The following is a 16,786-nucleotide window of genomic DNA, read 5'->3' as shown; positions in this document are numbered from 1 at the left end:
CAAAAGAGCCCCCAGACTTGGCCGAGCAGTCAAGTTTGGGGGCTCTTTCCATAAATATTTTATAGCCAACAAAAAGCCCATCTTCACTTTCGAAGATGGGCTTTTTTCAAACTTTCCAGCTCGCTAAGCTTTGCTTTTCCCTTGGCTATAGTCGGAGGAGACTAGTCTTCTTTCTTCATTGGGAAGACAAGGAGTCCAACCCCTGCGAGGAGGGAGACAGCGAGTGCTGCTGTGGACACTTGGCTGGTTGAAGAAGTTTGTGGCAGGGTCTTAGCTACTACTTGTTTTGGTGTCGCCTTGCCCTTGTTTTCTTGACGAACTTTAGTCGTTGCAGGGTAGGTCACACGGTCAACTTGCACCTTAGCGGGTTGGTCTGGTTGGCTTGGTACTTCAGGTGTTGGGTTACCCGGTACGTTCGGTACTTCTGGCGTTGGGTTACCTGGCACGTTCGGTACTTCCGGTGTTGGGTCGCCTGGTACGTTCGGTACTTCAGGTGTTGGATTGCCTGGTACATTTGGTACTTCTGGCGTTGGGTCGCCTGGTACGTTTGGTACTTCTGGTGTTGGCTCACCCGGTACATTTGGTACTTCCGGTGTTGGCTCACCCGGTACGTTTGGTACTTCTGGTGTTGGCTCACCCGGTACGTTTGGTACTTCTGGCGTTGGCTCACCCGGTACGTTCGGTACTTCTGGCGTTGGATTACCTGGTACGTTTGGTACTTCTGGTGTTGGGTTACCTGGTACCTTAGGCTCACCTGGTTTTGGAGTTTCTGGTTTGATCGGAACTTTTGGTGTTGGGTCGCCTGGTTTTGGTGTTCTTGGCGACTCTGGGCATGGCTTGCAGCATGGGATTTCAATTTCCTCAGTCGTATGGTCTGAGAAGATGATGATCAACTTACCATTACGGTTGTAGATCTTCTGTACGCTGCGGCCGTCCTTACCGTCCTTGCCGTCTTTACCGTCGCGGACGAAATGACGGCTAGATTCCTTGCCTTCGCCATCTTTAACGATGACCCAAAGACCGGATTCACCCTTTTCATTCTTGCCTGGAACGGTTTCGAGGCTTGATGATGCGCCGTCTTTACCGTCACGGACGAATTCACGGGAAACTTCATTGCCGTCGCCGTCGAAGACAATAATCCATTGGCCAGATTCACCGCGGCTGTTCTTCCCTTCTTCCACCTTGACAGATGGGGTCTTGCCATCGCGGATAAATTCGCGGCTTAATTCATTGCCCTTGTCGTCGGTAATGATGACCCAAACACCGTCGTTGCCTTGGCTATCCTTACCTTTTTCAGTGCGGATGCGTTGGGACTGACCATCCTTGCCGTCGCGACCATCCTTACCGTCTTTGACAGTCGTGGTTGTGGTCGTGCCGTCTGGATTCTTGATGGTGATGGTATGGCTGCCGTCGCCGTTGTCTTTGACGCTGACTTCTGGGGACTTACCATCCTTACCGTCTCTAACTGTGGTGTTGGTGGTCGTACCATCTGGGTTCTTGATGGTAATGGTGTGGCTGCCGTCGTTATTGTTCCGGATAGAAACTTGAGGAGACTTGCCGTCCTTACCGTCTTTACCATCGCGGCCATCCTTAACGGAACCTTCTGCTACAGCAGGTTGCGTAGTATCTGGCTTGCCAGTCTTAGGATCTACTGGGTAGAACTTAATCGTGGTCGTACCATCTGCACCCTTCTCAACCACTGGGGCAAAAGTCTTACCGTCGATACCGTCACGGCCATCCTTACCGTCTTTGACAGTTGTCGTTGTGGTCGTGCCATCTGGGTTCTTAATGGTGATGGTGTGGGTCCCGTCGCCGTTATCCGTGGTGGTCACTTCTGGGGACTTGCCGTCCTTACCATTCTTCACAGTGGTGGTTGAAGTGGTGCCATCTGGGTTCTTAACGGTGATGGTATGGGTCCCATCGCCATTGTCCTTCAAGGAGACTTCTGGAGACTTGCCATCTTTACCATCTTTGACAGAGCCTTCTGCGACTGCTGGTTGACTGGTATCTGGCTGGCCGGTCTTAGGATCTACTGGGTAGAACTTAATCGTGGTGGTACCGTCTTGACCCTTCTCAAGGACTGGGGCAAAAGTCTTACCGTCGATACCATCTTTACCGTCGCGGCCGTCTTTACCATTTTGACCGTTCTTACCATCTCTGACAGTCGTGGTTGTGGTCGTGCCATCTGGATTCTTGATGGTGATGGTATGGCTACCGTCGCCGTTGTCTTTCACGCCGACTTCTGGCGTCTTGCCATCCTTGCCGTCTTTAACCGTGGTCGTGGTGGTCGTGCCGTCTGGGTTCTTGATGGTGATGGTGTGGGTCCCGTCGCCATTATCCTTGGTGGTAACTTCTGGAGACTTGCCGTCCTTACCATCTTTGATAGAGCCTTCTGCAACGGCTGGTTGAGTGGTATCTGGCTTACCAGTCTTAGGATCTACTGGGTAGAACTTAATCGTGGTCGTGCCATCTTGGCCCTTCTCTACGACTGGCGCAAAGCTCTTGCCGTCGATACCGTCACGGCCATCTTTACCATTCTTACCGTCTTTGACAGTAGTTGTGGTTACTGTACCACTTGGATCCTTGATGGTGATGGTGTGGGTTCCGTCACCGTTGTCCTTGCTGGTGATTTCTGGCGACTTGCCGTCTTGACCGTCTTTCACATAGCTTTCATGAACAACAGCGCCGGTTTCTGGATCTTTGACAATAATCTTAGTGCCGGCTTGGTTGCCAGGGGTGTTTGGATCGAGGTCGTCGACGCGGGTCGCTTCAACGACTGGCGACTTGCCATCCTTACCGTCCTTCACAGAACCTTCTGCAACGGCTGGTTGAGTGGTATCTGGCTTACCAGTCTTAGGATCTACTGGGTAGAACTTAATCGTGGTCGTGCCATCTTGGCCCTTCTCTACGACTGGCGCAAAGCTCTTGCCGTCGATACCGTTCTTACCGTCTTTACCATCCTTACCGTTGACGCCATCTTTGACGAAAGTTTCGCTGATGACCTTACCGGTTTCTGGATCTTTAACCGTAATCTTGGTACCTGGTTGATTGTCTGGAGTATTTGGATCGGCATCTTCAACCCGAGTGCTTTCAACGACTGGGGACTTGCCATCCTTACCGTTCTTAACGGTAGTAGTGGAGTTCACGCTGCCGTCTGGGTTCTTAGTTGTGATGGTGTGGGTACCGTCACCGTTATCTTTCACTTCAACCGTTGGAGATTGACCATCCTTACCGTCGCGAACGAATTGGGCAGATACGACTTCATCGTCGGTGAACTTGCCGTCGTTGTTCTTGTCGAAGTAGTTGATAATCCAGCGGCCTGGTTCGCCGGCTGCATTTGGTCCTTCAACGACGGTGGTGTAGGCAGACTTGCCGTTTTCACCGTCTTTGACTGCACCTTCTGCAATAGCAGGCTTGGTCGTATCCGCTTGACCTGTCTTAGGATCAACTGGGTAGAACTTGATGGTGGTTGTGCCATCTTGACCTTTTTCTACGACTGGTGCGTAGGTCTGGCCATCCTTACCATCTTTGACAGAGCCTTCTGCAACAGCTGGTTGCTTGGTATCTGCTTGGCCCGTCTTAGGATCTACTGGGTAGAACTTGATGGTGGTCGTACCGTCTGCGCCCTTCTCAACCACTGGGGCAAAGGTCTTGCCGTCAACGCCGTCCTTACCATCTTTACCGTCCTTGACGAAGGTCTCATTGATGACCTTGTCCGTGTCTGGATCTTTGACGGTGATCTTGGTACCGGCTTGGTTACCAGGGGTATTTGGATCAGCGTCTTCAACGCGGCTTGTTTCAACGACTGGTGCTTTACCATCTTTACCGTCTTTGACCGTGGTGGTAGTTGTTGTACCGTCTGGGTTCTTGATGGTGATGGTATGGGTCCCGTTGCCGTTGTCCTTGGTGGTGACTTCTGGGGACTTGCCGTCCTTACCGTCACGGACAAATTTAGCGGAAACGACTTCATCATCAGTGAACTTACCGTCGCCGTTCTTATCGAAGTAGTTGATGATCCATTGACCTTGTTCGCCGGCATCGTTTGGTCCAGTGACTACCGTCGTGTAGGCAGATTTACCGTTTTGACCGTCTGCGCCCTTAGCGCCGTCTTTGACTTCGCCAGTTGCGACAGGTTCTTGGGTCTTATCAGCCTTACCAGTCTTAGGATCTACTGGGTAGAACTTGATAGTTGTCGTGCCGTCTTGACCCTTCTCAACAACTGGGGCAAAGGTCTTGCCGTTGACACCGTTTGTGCCGTCTTGACCCTTGTCGCCTTTTTCACCCTTAGCACCGTCTTTAACAGTGGTTGTGGTGATCGTGCCATCTGGGTTCTTGATGGTGATGGTGTGCGTCCCGTTGCCGTTGTCCTTAGTGGTTACTTCTGGGGACTTGCCGTCTTGGCCATCCTTGACGAAAGTTTCGCTAATGACCTTATCATTTTCTGGATCTTTAACGGTGATCTTGGTCCCGGCCTGGTTACCAGGGGTGTTTGGATCAAGGTCTTCCACCCGTTCGGTTTCAACGACTGGAGCCTTGGCGTCCTTACCATCTTTCACCGTGCCTTCTGCGACTGCTGGCTGATTGGTATCTGGCTTACCGGTCTTCGGATCTACTGGGTAGAACTTGATAGAGCTTGTGCCGTCTTCACCCTTAGTCACAACTGGAGCGTAGGTCTTGCCATCCTTACCGTCAGGGATAAATTGAGCCGATACCACTTCATCGTCGGTGAACTTACCGTCTGCATTCTTGTCATAGTAGTTGATGATCCAACGGCCAGGCTCGCCGGCTGCGTTAGGTCCTTCAACAACTGTGGTGTAGGCGGACTTGCCATCCTTGACAGAGCCTTCCGCTACGGCTGGTTGAGTCGTATCTGGCTTGCCGGTTTCTGGGTTCACAGGGTAGAACTTGATGGTGGTGGTGCCATCTGCTCCCTTCTCAACAACTGGAGCAAAGGTCTTGCCATCGTCACCCTTGTCGCCTTTTTCACCCTTAGCACCGTCTTTGACTTCGCCGGTAGCGACAGGTTCTTGCTTGGTATCTGGCTTGCCGGTCTTAGGATCGACTGGGTAGAATTTAATGGTGGTGGTGCCGTCTGCACCCTTCTCTACGACTGGAGCGTAGGCTTTGCCATTGACACCGTCCTTACCATCGCGAACAAATTGAGCAGAAACGACTTCATCGTCGGTGAACTTGCCGTCGCCATTCTTATCGAAGTAGTTGATGATCCAGCGGCCTGGTTCATTGGCTGCATTTGGTCCTTCAACGACTGTGGTGTAGGCGGACTTACCATCTTTAACTGCACCTTCTGCAACAGCTGGCTTGGTCGTATCGGCTTCACCAGTCTTAGGATCTACGGGGTAGAACTTAATCGTGGTTGTGCCGTCTGCACCCTTCTCAACAACTGGAACAAAGGTCTTACCATCAGCACCATCTTTCACCGTACCTTCAGCGACAGCTGGTTGTTCGGTGTCAGCCTTGCCGGTTTCTGGATTCACTGGGTAGAACTTGATAGAAGTTGTGCCATCTTGGCCCTTAGTTACTACAGGAGCGAAGGTCTTACCATTCTTACCGTCCTTCACTTCAGTTTCACTTGGGGTTCCGTCAACGACATTACCTTCTGCATCGCGAACTTGTGGGGTCACCTTGATGATGACACCATCGTTAGCGTCGTTGCGGCGGGTTTCAACCTTAGGACTGAGGCCGTCTTTACCGTCCTTGCCATCCTTCACCTTGCCTTCTGCAACAGGGGCTTGGGTCGTGTCTGGCTGTTTAGTTTCTGGGTTAACAGGGTAGAACTTGATGGTGGTTTCGCCGTCTTTGCCTTTTTCGAGGACTGGGGCGAAGGTCTTACCATCTTGGCCATCCTTAACAGTACCTTCCGCTACGGCTGGTTGATTGGTATCAGGCTTGTTCGTTTCAGGGTTGACTGGGTAGAACTTAATGGATGTTGTGCCGTTTTCGCCTCTTGTAACAACAGGAGCATAGGTCTTCCCATCCTTACCGTCTTTCCCATCTTTACCATCGCGGACAAATTGGGTAGAAACGATTTCGTCGTCGGTGAACTTGCCGTCGCCGTTCTTGTCGAAGTAGTTGATAATCCATTGGCCAGGTTGACCTTCTGCATTCGGACCAGCAACAACCGTCGTATAAGCGGACTTGCCGTTGACACCATCTTTAACTGTGCCTTCTGCAACAGCTGGTTTTGTAGTGTCTGGTTGACCAGTCTTAGGATCGACTGGATAGAACTTGATGGAAGTTGTTCCGTCTTCGCCCTTCTTAACGACTGGGGCGTAGCTCTGGCCGTCTTGGCCGTTTGCACCGTCTTTAACGAAGCTTTCGCTAATGACCTTGTCAGTTTCTGGATCTTTAACAGTAACCTTGGTGCCTGGTTGATTGCCTTCAGTTGTTGGATCGGCGTCTTCTACGCGGGTCGTTTCAACGACTGGGCTCTTGCCATCAGCACCCTTATCGCCTTTTTCACCCTTGGCGCCATCTTGACCTTTTTCGCCATCTTTAACGAAGCTTTCACTGATGACCTTACCGGTTTCTGGGTCTGTAACCGTTACTTTGGTTCCTGGTTGGTTACCTTCAGTCGTTGGGTCAGCGTCTTCTAAGCGTTCGGTTTTAACGACTGGGGCCTTGCCATCTTTGACTTCACCTTCTGCTACCGCTGGCTGAGTCGTATCTGGTTGCTTAGTTTCAGGGTTGACTGGGTAGAACTTAATGGTGGTGACACCGTCTTTACCCTTTTCAAGGACTGGAGCAAAGGTCTTGCCGTCAACACCGTTCTTGCCGTCTTGGCCTTTCTCACCTTGGGCACCTGGATCACCCTTGTCACCCTTAGCGCCATCTTTGACTTCGCCGCTGGCTACAGGTTCTTTGCTTTCATCGGCCTTGCCGGTCTTAGGATCGACTGGATAGAACTTGATGGTTGAAACGCCATCTTGACCCTTAGTAATGACTGGAGCGTAAGTCTTGCCGTCTTGGCCATCCTTGACTTCTGTTTCGGTTGGGGTCCCGTCAACCACATTGCCTTGAGCATCACGAACTTGTGGGGTCACCTTGATGATGACGCCGTCGTTGGCATCGTTGCGGCGAGTTTCAACCTTAGGTGTTAAGCCATCTTTACCGTCCTTAACCTCACCTGTCGCAACAGGGTTTTGGGTCTTGTCAGCTTCACCGGTCTTAGGATCGACTGGGTAGAATTTAATAGTGGTGACGCCGTCTTTGCCTTTTTCTACGGCTGGGGCAAAGGTCTTACCATCGATACCGTCTGTAACGAAGCTTTCGCTGATAACAGCCTTAGTTTCTGGATCTTTGACCACAATCTTGGTCCCTGGTTGCTTGCCGTCAACACTTGGGTCAGCATCTTCTACACGGCTGGTTTCAACGATTGGGGTCTTCCCATCTTTGACTTCGCCGGTAGCGACTGGGTCTTTGGTCTTGTCGGCTTGGCCATCTGCACCTGCTGGATAGAACTTGATGTGGGTCACACCATCTTTACCCTTTTCAACCACTGGGACAAAGGTCTTGCCGTTTTCGCCGTTCTTACCGTCTTGGCCTTTCTCGCCTTGGATACCTTGTTCACCCTTGTCACCTTTAGCGCCGTCTTTGACTTCGCCGGTGGCTACAGGTTCTTGGTTTTCATCCGCCTTGCCGGTCTTAGGATCGACTGGGTAGAACTTGATAGAAGTTGTGCCATCTTCACCCTTCTTAACCACTGGCGCATAGGTCTTGCCGTCTGCACCTTTCTTGCCGTCCTTAACTTCCGTTTCGGTCGGCGTGCCATCAACGACATTGCCTTGGGCATCGCGAATTTGTGGGGTTACCTTGATAATGACACCATCGTTGGTATCGTTACGGCGGGTTTCAACCTTAGGCGTTAGGCCGTCCTTACCGTCCTGACCATCTTTAACCGTTCCTTCAGCAACAGGATCTTGGCTCTTGTCCGGTTGACCTTGAGCATCTGCTGGATAGAACTTGATGTGGGTTGTGCCGTCTCGGCCTTTTTCTACGACTGGGACATAGGTCTTACCGTTTTCACCTGGATCGCCCTTGTCACCCTTAGCACCGTCTTTGACTTCGCCTTTAGCGATAGGATCTTTGGACTTATCTGGTTGACCAGTAGCGTCTGCTGGGTAGAACTTGATGTGGGTTACACCATCTTGACCCTTCTCAACCACTGGGACAAAGGTCTTGCCGTCATTACCCTTGTCGCCTTTTTCGCCATCCTTAACAAAGCTTTCGCTTAAGACGGTTTTACCTTCAGGATCCTTAACGGTTACTTTAGTGCCTGGTTGGTCACCATCTGTATTTGGATCAGCGTCTGCGACACGAGCCGTTTCAACGATTGGGCTCTTGCCATCTTTACCAGGATCACCCTTGGCACCGTCTTTAACTTCGCTAGTTACAGGCTCGCCGTTAACCACTTCACCTTGTTCATTGTAAGAACGTGGGGTCAGGGTAATGATCACGCCATCATTAGCTGGATTACGCTTAACGTCAACTAATGGCGTTAAACCGTCGCGGCCATTCTTGCCTGGGTCACCTTTTTCACCCTTGTCACCCTTGACGCCATCTTTAACAAAGCTTTCGCTGAGGACTTCTTTGGTCACTGGGTCTTTGATGGTAACTTTGGTGCCTGGTTGGTTTCCGTTTTCTTTAGGATCTGCGTCATCCACACGAGTGGTTTCGATGAGTGGTGTCTTGCCATCCTTACCGTCATTAACCTCACCAGTTGCGACTGGGTTTTGAGTCTTGTCGGCTTCGCCTGTTGGAGTAGCTGGGTAGAACTTGATATGGGTAACCCCATCTTCGCCCTTCTCTACCACTGGAACAAAAGTCTTACCGTTGGCGCCATCTTGGCCTTTTTCACCTTGGGCACCTTGAGCACCGGTTTCACCCTTAAGACCTTGTTCACCCTTTTCGCCATCTTTGACGATGCCTTCAGCAACAGGGTTTTGGGTCTTGTCGGCTGTACCGTCTGCTTTGGCTGGGTAGAATTTAATGGTGGTTTGTTTGTTAGGCTCATCGCGTTCAACAACAGGAACAAAGGACTTGCCATCGGCTCCCTTTTCGCCTTGGGCGCCTTGAGCACCGGTTTCGCCTTTTTCACCGTCTTTGACAATGCCTTCAGCGACAGGTTTTTGACTCTTATCGGCTGTACCATCTGTATTCGCAGGATAGAATTTGATGGTGGTTTGTTTGTTGGCGTCATCACGTTCAACAACAGGAACGTAGGACTTGCCGTCTACCCCATCCTTACCCTTCTCACCTTGGGCACCGGTAGCACCAGTTTCACCCTTTTCACCGCGTTCGCCTTGTGGACCTTGGAGACCGCGTTCACCTGGGTCACCCTTGGCGCCATCTTTAACTTGACCGGTAGCGATAGGTTGTTGATCTTTATCAGGTGTGCCATCTTTTTTGGCTGGGTAGAACTTGATATGGGTAATCCCATCCGCACCTTTTTCAACGACTGGGACATAGGTCTTGCCGTCTGTACCAGGAGCGCCGTCTTTGACTTCGCTAGTGGTTGGAGTCCCATTTTCAACTTGACCTTGGGCATTGTAGTGGCGTGGGGTCACAGTGATGAGGACACCATCATTGGCGTCATTACGACGGACGTCAACTAATGGCGTTAAGCCGTCACGGCCGTCCTTACCTGGGGCTCCTTGAGCACCTTGTTCGCCTTTTGGACCCTGAGGACCAGCGACACCTTGTTCGCCCTTTTCACCTTTTGGACCTTGTGGACCGGCAACACCTTGTTCACCCTTCTCGCCTTTTGGACCCTGAGGACCGGCGACACCTTGTTCACCCTTCTCGCCTTTTGGACCCTGAGGACCGGCGACACCTTGTTCGCCCTTTTCGCCTTTTGGTCCAGCTACACCAGGTTCACCTTTGTCACCCTTAGCGCCGGCATCACCTTTAGGTCCTTGTTGTCCATCGTAAACAAAAGTTTCATTGAGGACTCTTCCAGTTACTGGATCAGTTACAGTTACCTTAGTGCCTGGGCGGCTGTCTTTTTCACCACGTTCAGTTGTAATCTTAGGAGTACGTCCATCACGAGGAACGATGGTCTTGCCTGGGCGGCTGGTGCGATCGCCGTCATGGACGACAGCTGAAATTGTGTCGCCTTCGTTTAAAGGTGTTACATTAGAAATTTGGAACTCCCCATCTGGATTGGTACGTGTTTGATAGGTTTTATTCCCAACTGTTACAGTAATAGGTTTGTTTGGTTCAGCTACACCGCTGATAGTCGTATCGCCTGATAGACGAGGATTCACTACTGGAGGTTCAACTGGTTGTTTCTGGCCTTCTGGTAGGCCGACACCAAGTAAGATTTCCGCATCTACTGCTGGCTTTTCAATCTCATCACGCGTTCCAATTTCTCCTAAGTCAACGCCCTTATAAGTGCGAACTGTTTTAATGTGTTTAGTAACCCCTTCTTCCCCGGCTCTAACTTGTTTAGCTGCACCAATAGGGAGTTCAGTGGTTGTCCGATACTGAGTTTGGAATTTGATAGGAGACTTAGTAACTTTTTCGCGCGTACCGAAGTTAGCTTCAGGATTAAAGTCACCTTGTTGAGAAGCATTATTAACAAAATAATTTTCTCTAGATTGTGGATCCATAGTCGAAGTATTTGCACTAAAAGCACGGTTAAACATTCCGACGGTAGCCTTATAGTCTAACTTTCCATTCCAATCTCTTACTGGTACTGAGAATTTTAAAATAAGTGGACGATTAGCCTTAGCATCAAAATTAGATAGAGGACGTGCATCTGAAGTAGATATACCGTGATAACCAAGTGCCCCTGCTTTTTTTAAGGTGAAATCTGCTGGCTTAGGATAAGCTTTACTGTTTGGAACATTCACTTTCCCAGTGATACCATTCGCAGGAACATTGAATCCATTTCCTAATTCAATACCAAATCGAGGTTCATGACTTACAGATCCTAATCCATTTAAGCCATTAGGGCCCACATGATAAGTTAATTCAAAATCTACTTTATTTCCTGCCCGATCGGGAGTCGCTTTAAAGGTGTAATTAGCTGGCTGATCCGCACCGTGAACTATCCCATCTCCTCTATGAGCTAATGGTGTTGACGCATTCCCTAAAGCAACAGGCGCTCCACCAACCCGAACTTCACTTGGGGTTTCAGATGCGGCATAGAAGGCAAAGCCCGTACGGCGTTTGTCGCCCGCGTACTGAACGCCGGCTTTGGAAACTTCTTCCATCAACTGGCGGCCGTTGCTGACTTTAGCTAAATCGACATTCTTCACAATGCCATCGATCTCTTCGTCGGTGTAGATGTCCTTGAGTTCTGTTCGAAGTGCTTCTTGAGGGTTGGCTGCACCTAAGAATCTCTCAGCCAAACGGTCGAGGCCAGCTTCGCGAGCTGCTTCTGCAGAAGCGCCTGGAATTTCAGCCCCTTCAACTGCCGCATAGTTGCCTGCTTGGCTTTGAGGAGCTTCCTTCTTGCCGTTGTCTGACAATTCACCCCACCTCTGGGTTTAAGTTCTTTTCTGCTGATTCTTTATTTTCTTCAGCTGGGGCTTGGGCCTTAGCTTCAGCTTCTGGGGCTTCCAGCTTTGTTGCTTCTGGCTCGACTGGAACTTCAGCTGCTGGTGCAGGCTCTTCGGCTGGCTTAGCTTCAGCTTCTGGAGCTGCTTCAAGCACAGGTGCCGCTTCTGGCTGGCTGCTGGTTGCATCAGCTGGGGCTTCTACCCGGTCCACAGCACTGGCTGCAGTAATTTCATCGGCTTGCACGCTCACGGCTTGGTTAGCAAACAATAAGCCTGCAGCAACTGCTACAGAGGCGACGCCTATATTTAGACGTTTGATGGAGTAACGGTAGAACTTGTTACTCATCTTCTCTCTTCTTAATTTTATATTATTTTTTCCTAGCATAAAAACCTCCCGGCATAATAAATCATTCGCGTACGTCACCAATTATCTTACTCCACAAAAAATAAAATAATAAACAGAAAATTTTTTTGTACTTTTTCCAATTTGTCAAAATTTTAAAAACAAAGCTTAATATCTAAGGGTTTTTACTTGCTTTTTAAAGAGAAATTAAATTTATTTTTTGTATTTTATTTTGCACATTAATTTTGTTCATTTTGATACTTTTTGCGCTAATTTAATCTATTGTATTAATAGCCTAAAGCAATAACCTACGATTTTTGATCTCTTTCTTCCTATTATAATAATTTTCATCTTTTTGAGGCTTTTTGCACATTGAAGACCGACTGACAAAAAAATACAAATTTAGTTTTTATTAAGCATATATTATTTATGTTATCAAATTATAAGTACTATTTGAAGCGTCTTATTTTTCTCCAAACAAGAAAAAGCCCCTAGCAGGAACAAAATCTTGCTAGGGACTATGGCTTAGACTTATTGCTAACTTCGGTAGGATTTAAGATCGCGACGGTCTGTGAAACGATCAGCAGCAGCATCAATCTTGTCCTGGTTGCCGATCACCACCCAGGCATCTTCTTGGAAGACTTGATCAATAGCGTCCGCATAGGCCTGGAAATCATCCAAGCTAGTTGCCAGGGCTTCTTGGAGACGCCGGTTAATCCGCCCCTCGGTCTCGCCTTTGAAGTAGCGGCGGAGGGCTAGACCGTTGACAGCTTGGGGCACGATAGGGAAGTGGAAGTTAGTCATCGCGCCAATGATGAACTGATCAATGGTCGCTTGGTCAAGGGTCAACTGGCGGATAAAGTCCCCAATCTGGCTGTAAACTTCTAGCGTGCGGCTGAGGTGGGGGTCGCGATAGGAGTAAGCCGCAAGATCACCAGCTGGATTCAGGATAAAGCCTGCCCCATAAGCGCCGCCTTGTTCACGGATTTGTTCGTGGAGGAAGCTACTGGCCAAGAGATGGGCGAGGACAACGACAGCCCCCGAATAATAGAAATTCTCAGAGTCGATTCGACCCCCTTGGACCACATATTGGACATTGCCGTTGGTTCGAATGCCTTCGCGTTGGCGGCCAGTTAGCGGCACATCGAGGGGTTGGCTGGGGGCTTTTTGGCTTGGCAACTTAGCTAGGAAGGCTTGAGTCTCTTCGATGAGGACATCACGGTCACTGGCTTCCGCCGTCAGACTAACCGTGACGTCTTGACTAGACCAGAGCCTGGCTTGGAGGTCGGTCAGGGCTTGGCTGTAGTCTTCGAAGACAGCATCAAAGTCAGCGAGGAGGGCACAGACATGATCGTAATAGGCAATTCCTTCTAGCTCTTCCGCAATCCGAGCCGTTTCCGTTGTCATGGCCTGGAGCCGGGTGAGGGCTGAGCTATGACCACTAGTCTCCAGACTGTCCTCCAAGTCCGCCTTAACCCGCTGGAGGATATTCAAGAGTCGGGCCTTCTCATCGAAGCGGCTGGTCGTTAGGATCTCTTCCACTAGGTCGAAGGCCTGGCCACTATCTCGACCCAGGGCAGCGAAAGAAACGACTAGCTTAGCCTGGTAAAGAGCTGGCTGGTCCACGTCCCGGTAGAGCTTGACCTGGAAGTTTAAACCATTGGCATAGGTTAGGATAGCTGTATCCAAGTCCGCATAAGTGTGTGATTCCGTTGAGACGCTACCGAGGAAGATCAGGAGGTCCGAGAGGGTCGCTAGGTCATCGAAGGCCACTTGGTCGAGCGGGAAGGCTAAGTGGACATAGCGAATACCCGCTGCGGGCTGGTCATGATAAAGACATGTCTGACCTCCGGCGAGTGTGAGCTGGTCTTCAGGGATGCTAGCCACTTCCCGGTCCACGTCAGCCAAATCGAGCTGGGGTAGACTAGCCTGGGCTTCGGGGCTGTCAGGGGTCTGCTGGTAGCTGCGGAGGGAGGCATTGGCCGTCTTAACCTGGTCTAATTCCTCTGTTGTCATGGTTTGGACTTGGTCTGCCAGTTGGTCAGCTACTTCCTGGTCCATGGCCTGGTGGCGGCCCAGCTCAGGCTCGTGGACGAGGATCTGCTGGCCTTTTGCCCCTAGCAAGCGGTCCTGGATGAGCCGCTCATAATAATCCGTCCCCAAGCGCTCTCTAAAGGCCTGGAAGCTCTCGCTGTAATTCAAGGATTCGTCAAAGGAGATGCCATAGCGCCAAGCACTCATGCACTGGATGAACTTGGTCACTCCGCGATTGGCGCCCCCTGCCTCACGCAAGGCGAATTCGGTCCGCTTGATCACAGCTTCCAAGAGCTCCGTATTGATGCCTTCTTCAACCACCTGGCGGAGAACATCTTGAATCAGGGCGACCGCTTCATCCACCCGGTCGGCGTTGAAGCGCTCCAGGATAATGGTGAAGTCCAGGTAGTAGCCGCTGCCCCCATAAACAGAGACATCCTCGGCTAAGCCGGCCTCCAGGATGGCTTGGCGGATCGGACTGGATTCGGCATTAACCAGACTATCGGCAAGAAGCCCCATCAGGTATTGGTCCTCTCGGGAAGTCGCTTGGCCAAAAGGCAGGCTATAGCTCAAATAGGAGTCAGTCGACCGGTCGTCGCCCTTGCCACCGTCATAACTAAGGGTATAACGGCGGTCTTCCGAACTGGGTACAGGCGTTTGAAGACTAGACAGACCTTGCCCCGCTTGGAAGTGGCTGAAGTAGTCGCCATCGATCTGGGTCAGGGCGCGGTCGATGTCCAGGTCGCCATAGAGGAAGGCCAAGGCATTGTCGGGCCGGTAGTGGGCCTGGTGGAAGGCGCAGAAGTCTTCATAGGTCAGCTTGGGAATGTCATAAGGATAGCCGCCTGAATCATGGGCATAGGTGGATCCAGGGTGGAGGGTACGGTCGATGTCCTGGATAACCGTCCGGTCGGGCGAGGAGTAGACCCCACGCATCTCGTTATAGACCACCCCATTGTAGGCTAGTTTATCCCTTTCCTCGTCCAGGTCCAGGTGCCAGCCCTCCTGTTCGAAGACCCGGCGCTCTTCTAACATCCGAGGGAAGAAGACGGCGTCTAAATAAACATCCATCAGATGGTGGAAGTCCTCCTCATTCATGGAAGCCACCGGATAGAGAGTCATATCGGAGAAGGTCATGGCATTGAGGAAGGTGTTCATGGAAGTCTTGAGCATGGACATGAAAGGGTCCTTGACCGGGTACTTGCGTGACCCCGCCAGAACGGCGTGTTCGACAATATGGGCTGCCCCCCTAGAATCCTCAGGCGGGGTGATAAAGCCAATCCCAAAGGCCCGGTTCTGGTCCTCATTCTTCAGCCAGAGCACACGGCCACCCGACTGGTCATGTTCATAGACATAGGCCAGGCTGTTGGCGTCTGGTGCTTGGAATTGGTCTACCAGGTGAAAACCTGCAATTTGTTCTTTTGACATGGAATCACATCCTTACTTAATTAGTCATTCATTTCGGTAAATTCAGCGTCGATTTCTTTATTCTGGTCCCGCTTTTGGTCTTGGAAGTCCCGGCTTACTTGGCGGTAGGCGGAGAGGAAGGGGATAACTAGAGCAGAGACTACGATCCCCATGACATTGAAGACCAGGGTACAGATAATGGTTACGAGAAGGGTCACCCAGACCGGCAAGGCCAAGTCCCGGCCCAGGAAGAAGGGCTCGAGAGCCTGCTTCAAGAGGGCCACGACCAGGTAGAGGCCGAGTAGCCAGAAACCAAGGGTCGTATCCCCCAAGAACCATTGGTAGAGGATCCAGGGGACGAAAACAATCCCGGACCCGATCACAGGCAGGGCATCGAGGAGGGCAATTACCAGAGCCAAGAGCCAGGCCCAGGGAATCCCCAGAAAGTGGAGGCCGAGGCCAAGAATCACAAAGGCCAGGGCCAGCAGTTTGACCTGGGCCCAGGCAAAGACCCAGATATTCTTAAAGGTCCGCTTCAAGACCTGGCCCCAGAAGTTGGTCGTCTGAGCTTCCTGGCTCGGGTCTGCATTAAAATTATGGTTAAAATAAATATTCATCGTTTCTCCTTTAGTTCGTAAACTTGTTTTTTTAAGATTTAGCGGCTAAGATTAAGCTAAAAAAGGAGGGTCACTTATGACAACTTTCCGCTATCCAAGCCCAGATTCGATCATCGCTTTGACCAGCCTGCGCCAGGTCGACCAGCCCGAAGAAGGCAACTTCGGCCTCCGCCAGGCTAAAAACCCGACCGGAGTCATCGCCAACCGCCAGGCCGCCCTTGAAGCATACGGGCTGAGTCTAGATAAGCTGGTCATGCCCCAGCAGACCCACAGCCCCCATTGTTACCAAGTGGGCCGAGAAGATATTGGCCGAGGCGCCCGGTCAGCTGAGACCGGTATCGCTGACTGCGACGGACTCTATACTTTTGACAAGGGGATCATTGTAGGCGTCTTGACCGCCGACTGCGTCCCCATCCTCTTCTACGAGGAAGGCTCAGGCCTAGTTGGTGCCATCCATTCCGGTTGGCGGGGCACCGTCCAAGAAATCAGCCGCAAAGCTTTTGACCAGATCAAAGAAGCCCATCCCCAAGTCGCCATCGACCAAGTCCAGGTCCACATCGGCCCCGCCCTCTCCCAAGAGAAGTTCGAAGTCCAAGCCGACGCCTACCAGGCCTTCCACGCGCTCGGCTATGCCGACGACGCCATTATTTACCGAGCCGACAGCCAACGCTGGCACATCGACAACCAAGCCGTCGTCGCCAAACAATGCCAACTCAGCGGCATCCCAGCAGCAAACATCTACATCCACCACCACTGCACCTACCAAAACCCCGACGGCTTCTCCTACCGCGAGAACGGAACACCCTACCGGCACGGGCACTTGATTGTCAGGGTGTGAGGGAGTGCGGGTAGAAGTGGACCTC

General features: G+C 51.1%; 5 protein-coding genes. 1 reads left to right on the top strand and 4 read right to left on the bottom strand.

Annotated features, from left to right (window positions below; all coding sequences use genetic code 11):
* Positions 1-161 precede the first annotated feature (161 nt).
* The 4 genes from HMPREF2626_RS06050 to HMPREF2626_RS06035 all read right to left on the bottom strand — a co-directional run bounded on the left by HMPREF2626_RS06050 (position 162) and on the right by HMPREF2626_RS06035 (position 15,923).
* Positions 162-11,492 carry a collagen-flanked surface repeat-containing protein gene (locus tag HMPREF2626_RS06050; RefSeq protein ID WP_070618795.1) on the bottom strand — a complete coding sequence of 3,777 codons (11,331 nt, stop codon included), beginning with the start codon at positions 11,490-11,492 and terminating at the stop codon, positions 162-164.
* 1 nt (position 11,493) lies between these two features.
* On the bottom strand, positions 11,494-11,868 hold the full coding sequence (locus HMPREF2626_RS06045) for a YSIRK-type signal peptide-containing protein (protein WP_070618792.1): 375 nt from the start codon (positions 11,866-11,868) through the stop codon (positions 11,494-11,496).
* Positions 11,869-12,402: 534 nt separating this feature from the next.
* Positions 12,403-15,327, bottom strand: coding sequence for an insulinase family protein (locus HMPREF2626_RS06040; RefSeq protein ID WP_070618789.1), 2,925 nt, complete (start codon positions 15,325-15,327; stop codon positions 12,403-12,405).
* 20 nt (positions 15,328-15,347) lie between these two features.
* Positions 15,348-15,923 carry an AI-2E family transporter gene (locus HMPREF2626_RS06035; RefSeq protein ID WP_070618786.1) on the bottom strand — a complete coding sequence of 192 codons (576 nt, stop codon included), beginning with the start codon at positions 15,921-15,923 and terminating at the stop codon, positions 15,348-15,350.
* A 76-nt stretch (positions 15,924-15,999) separates the two neighbouring features.
* Between HMPREF2626_RS06035 and HMPREF2626_RS06030 the strand changes: the two genes are divergently transcribed.
* Positions 16,000-16,761, top strand: a complete 762-nt coding sequence (locus HMPREF2626_RS06030; RefSeq protein WP_070618783.1) for a purine nucleoside phosphorylase YfiH/LACC1 family protein — start codon at positions 16,000-16,002, stop codon at positions 16,759-16,761.
* Positions 16,762-16,786: the final 25 nt, after the last annotated feature.

This window comes from Aerococcus sp. HMSC062A02, assembly GCF_001809535.1.
Classification (GTDB): domain Bacteria; phylum Bacillota; class Bacilli; order Lactobacillales; family Aerococcaceae; genus Aerococcus.
This window is presented reverse-complemented; position numbering and strand designations above follow the sequence as displayed.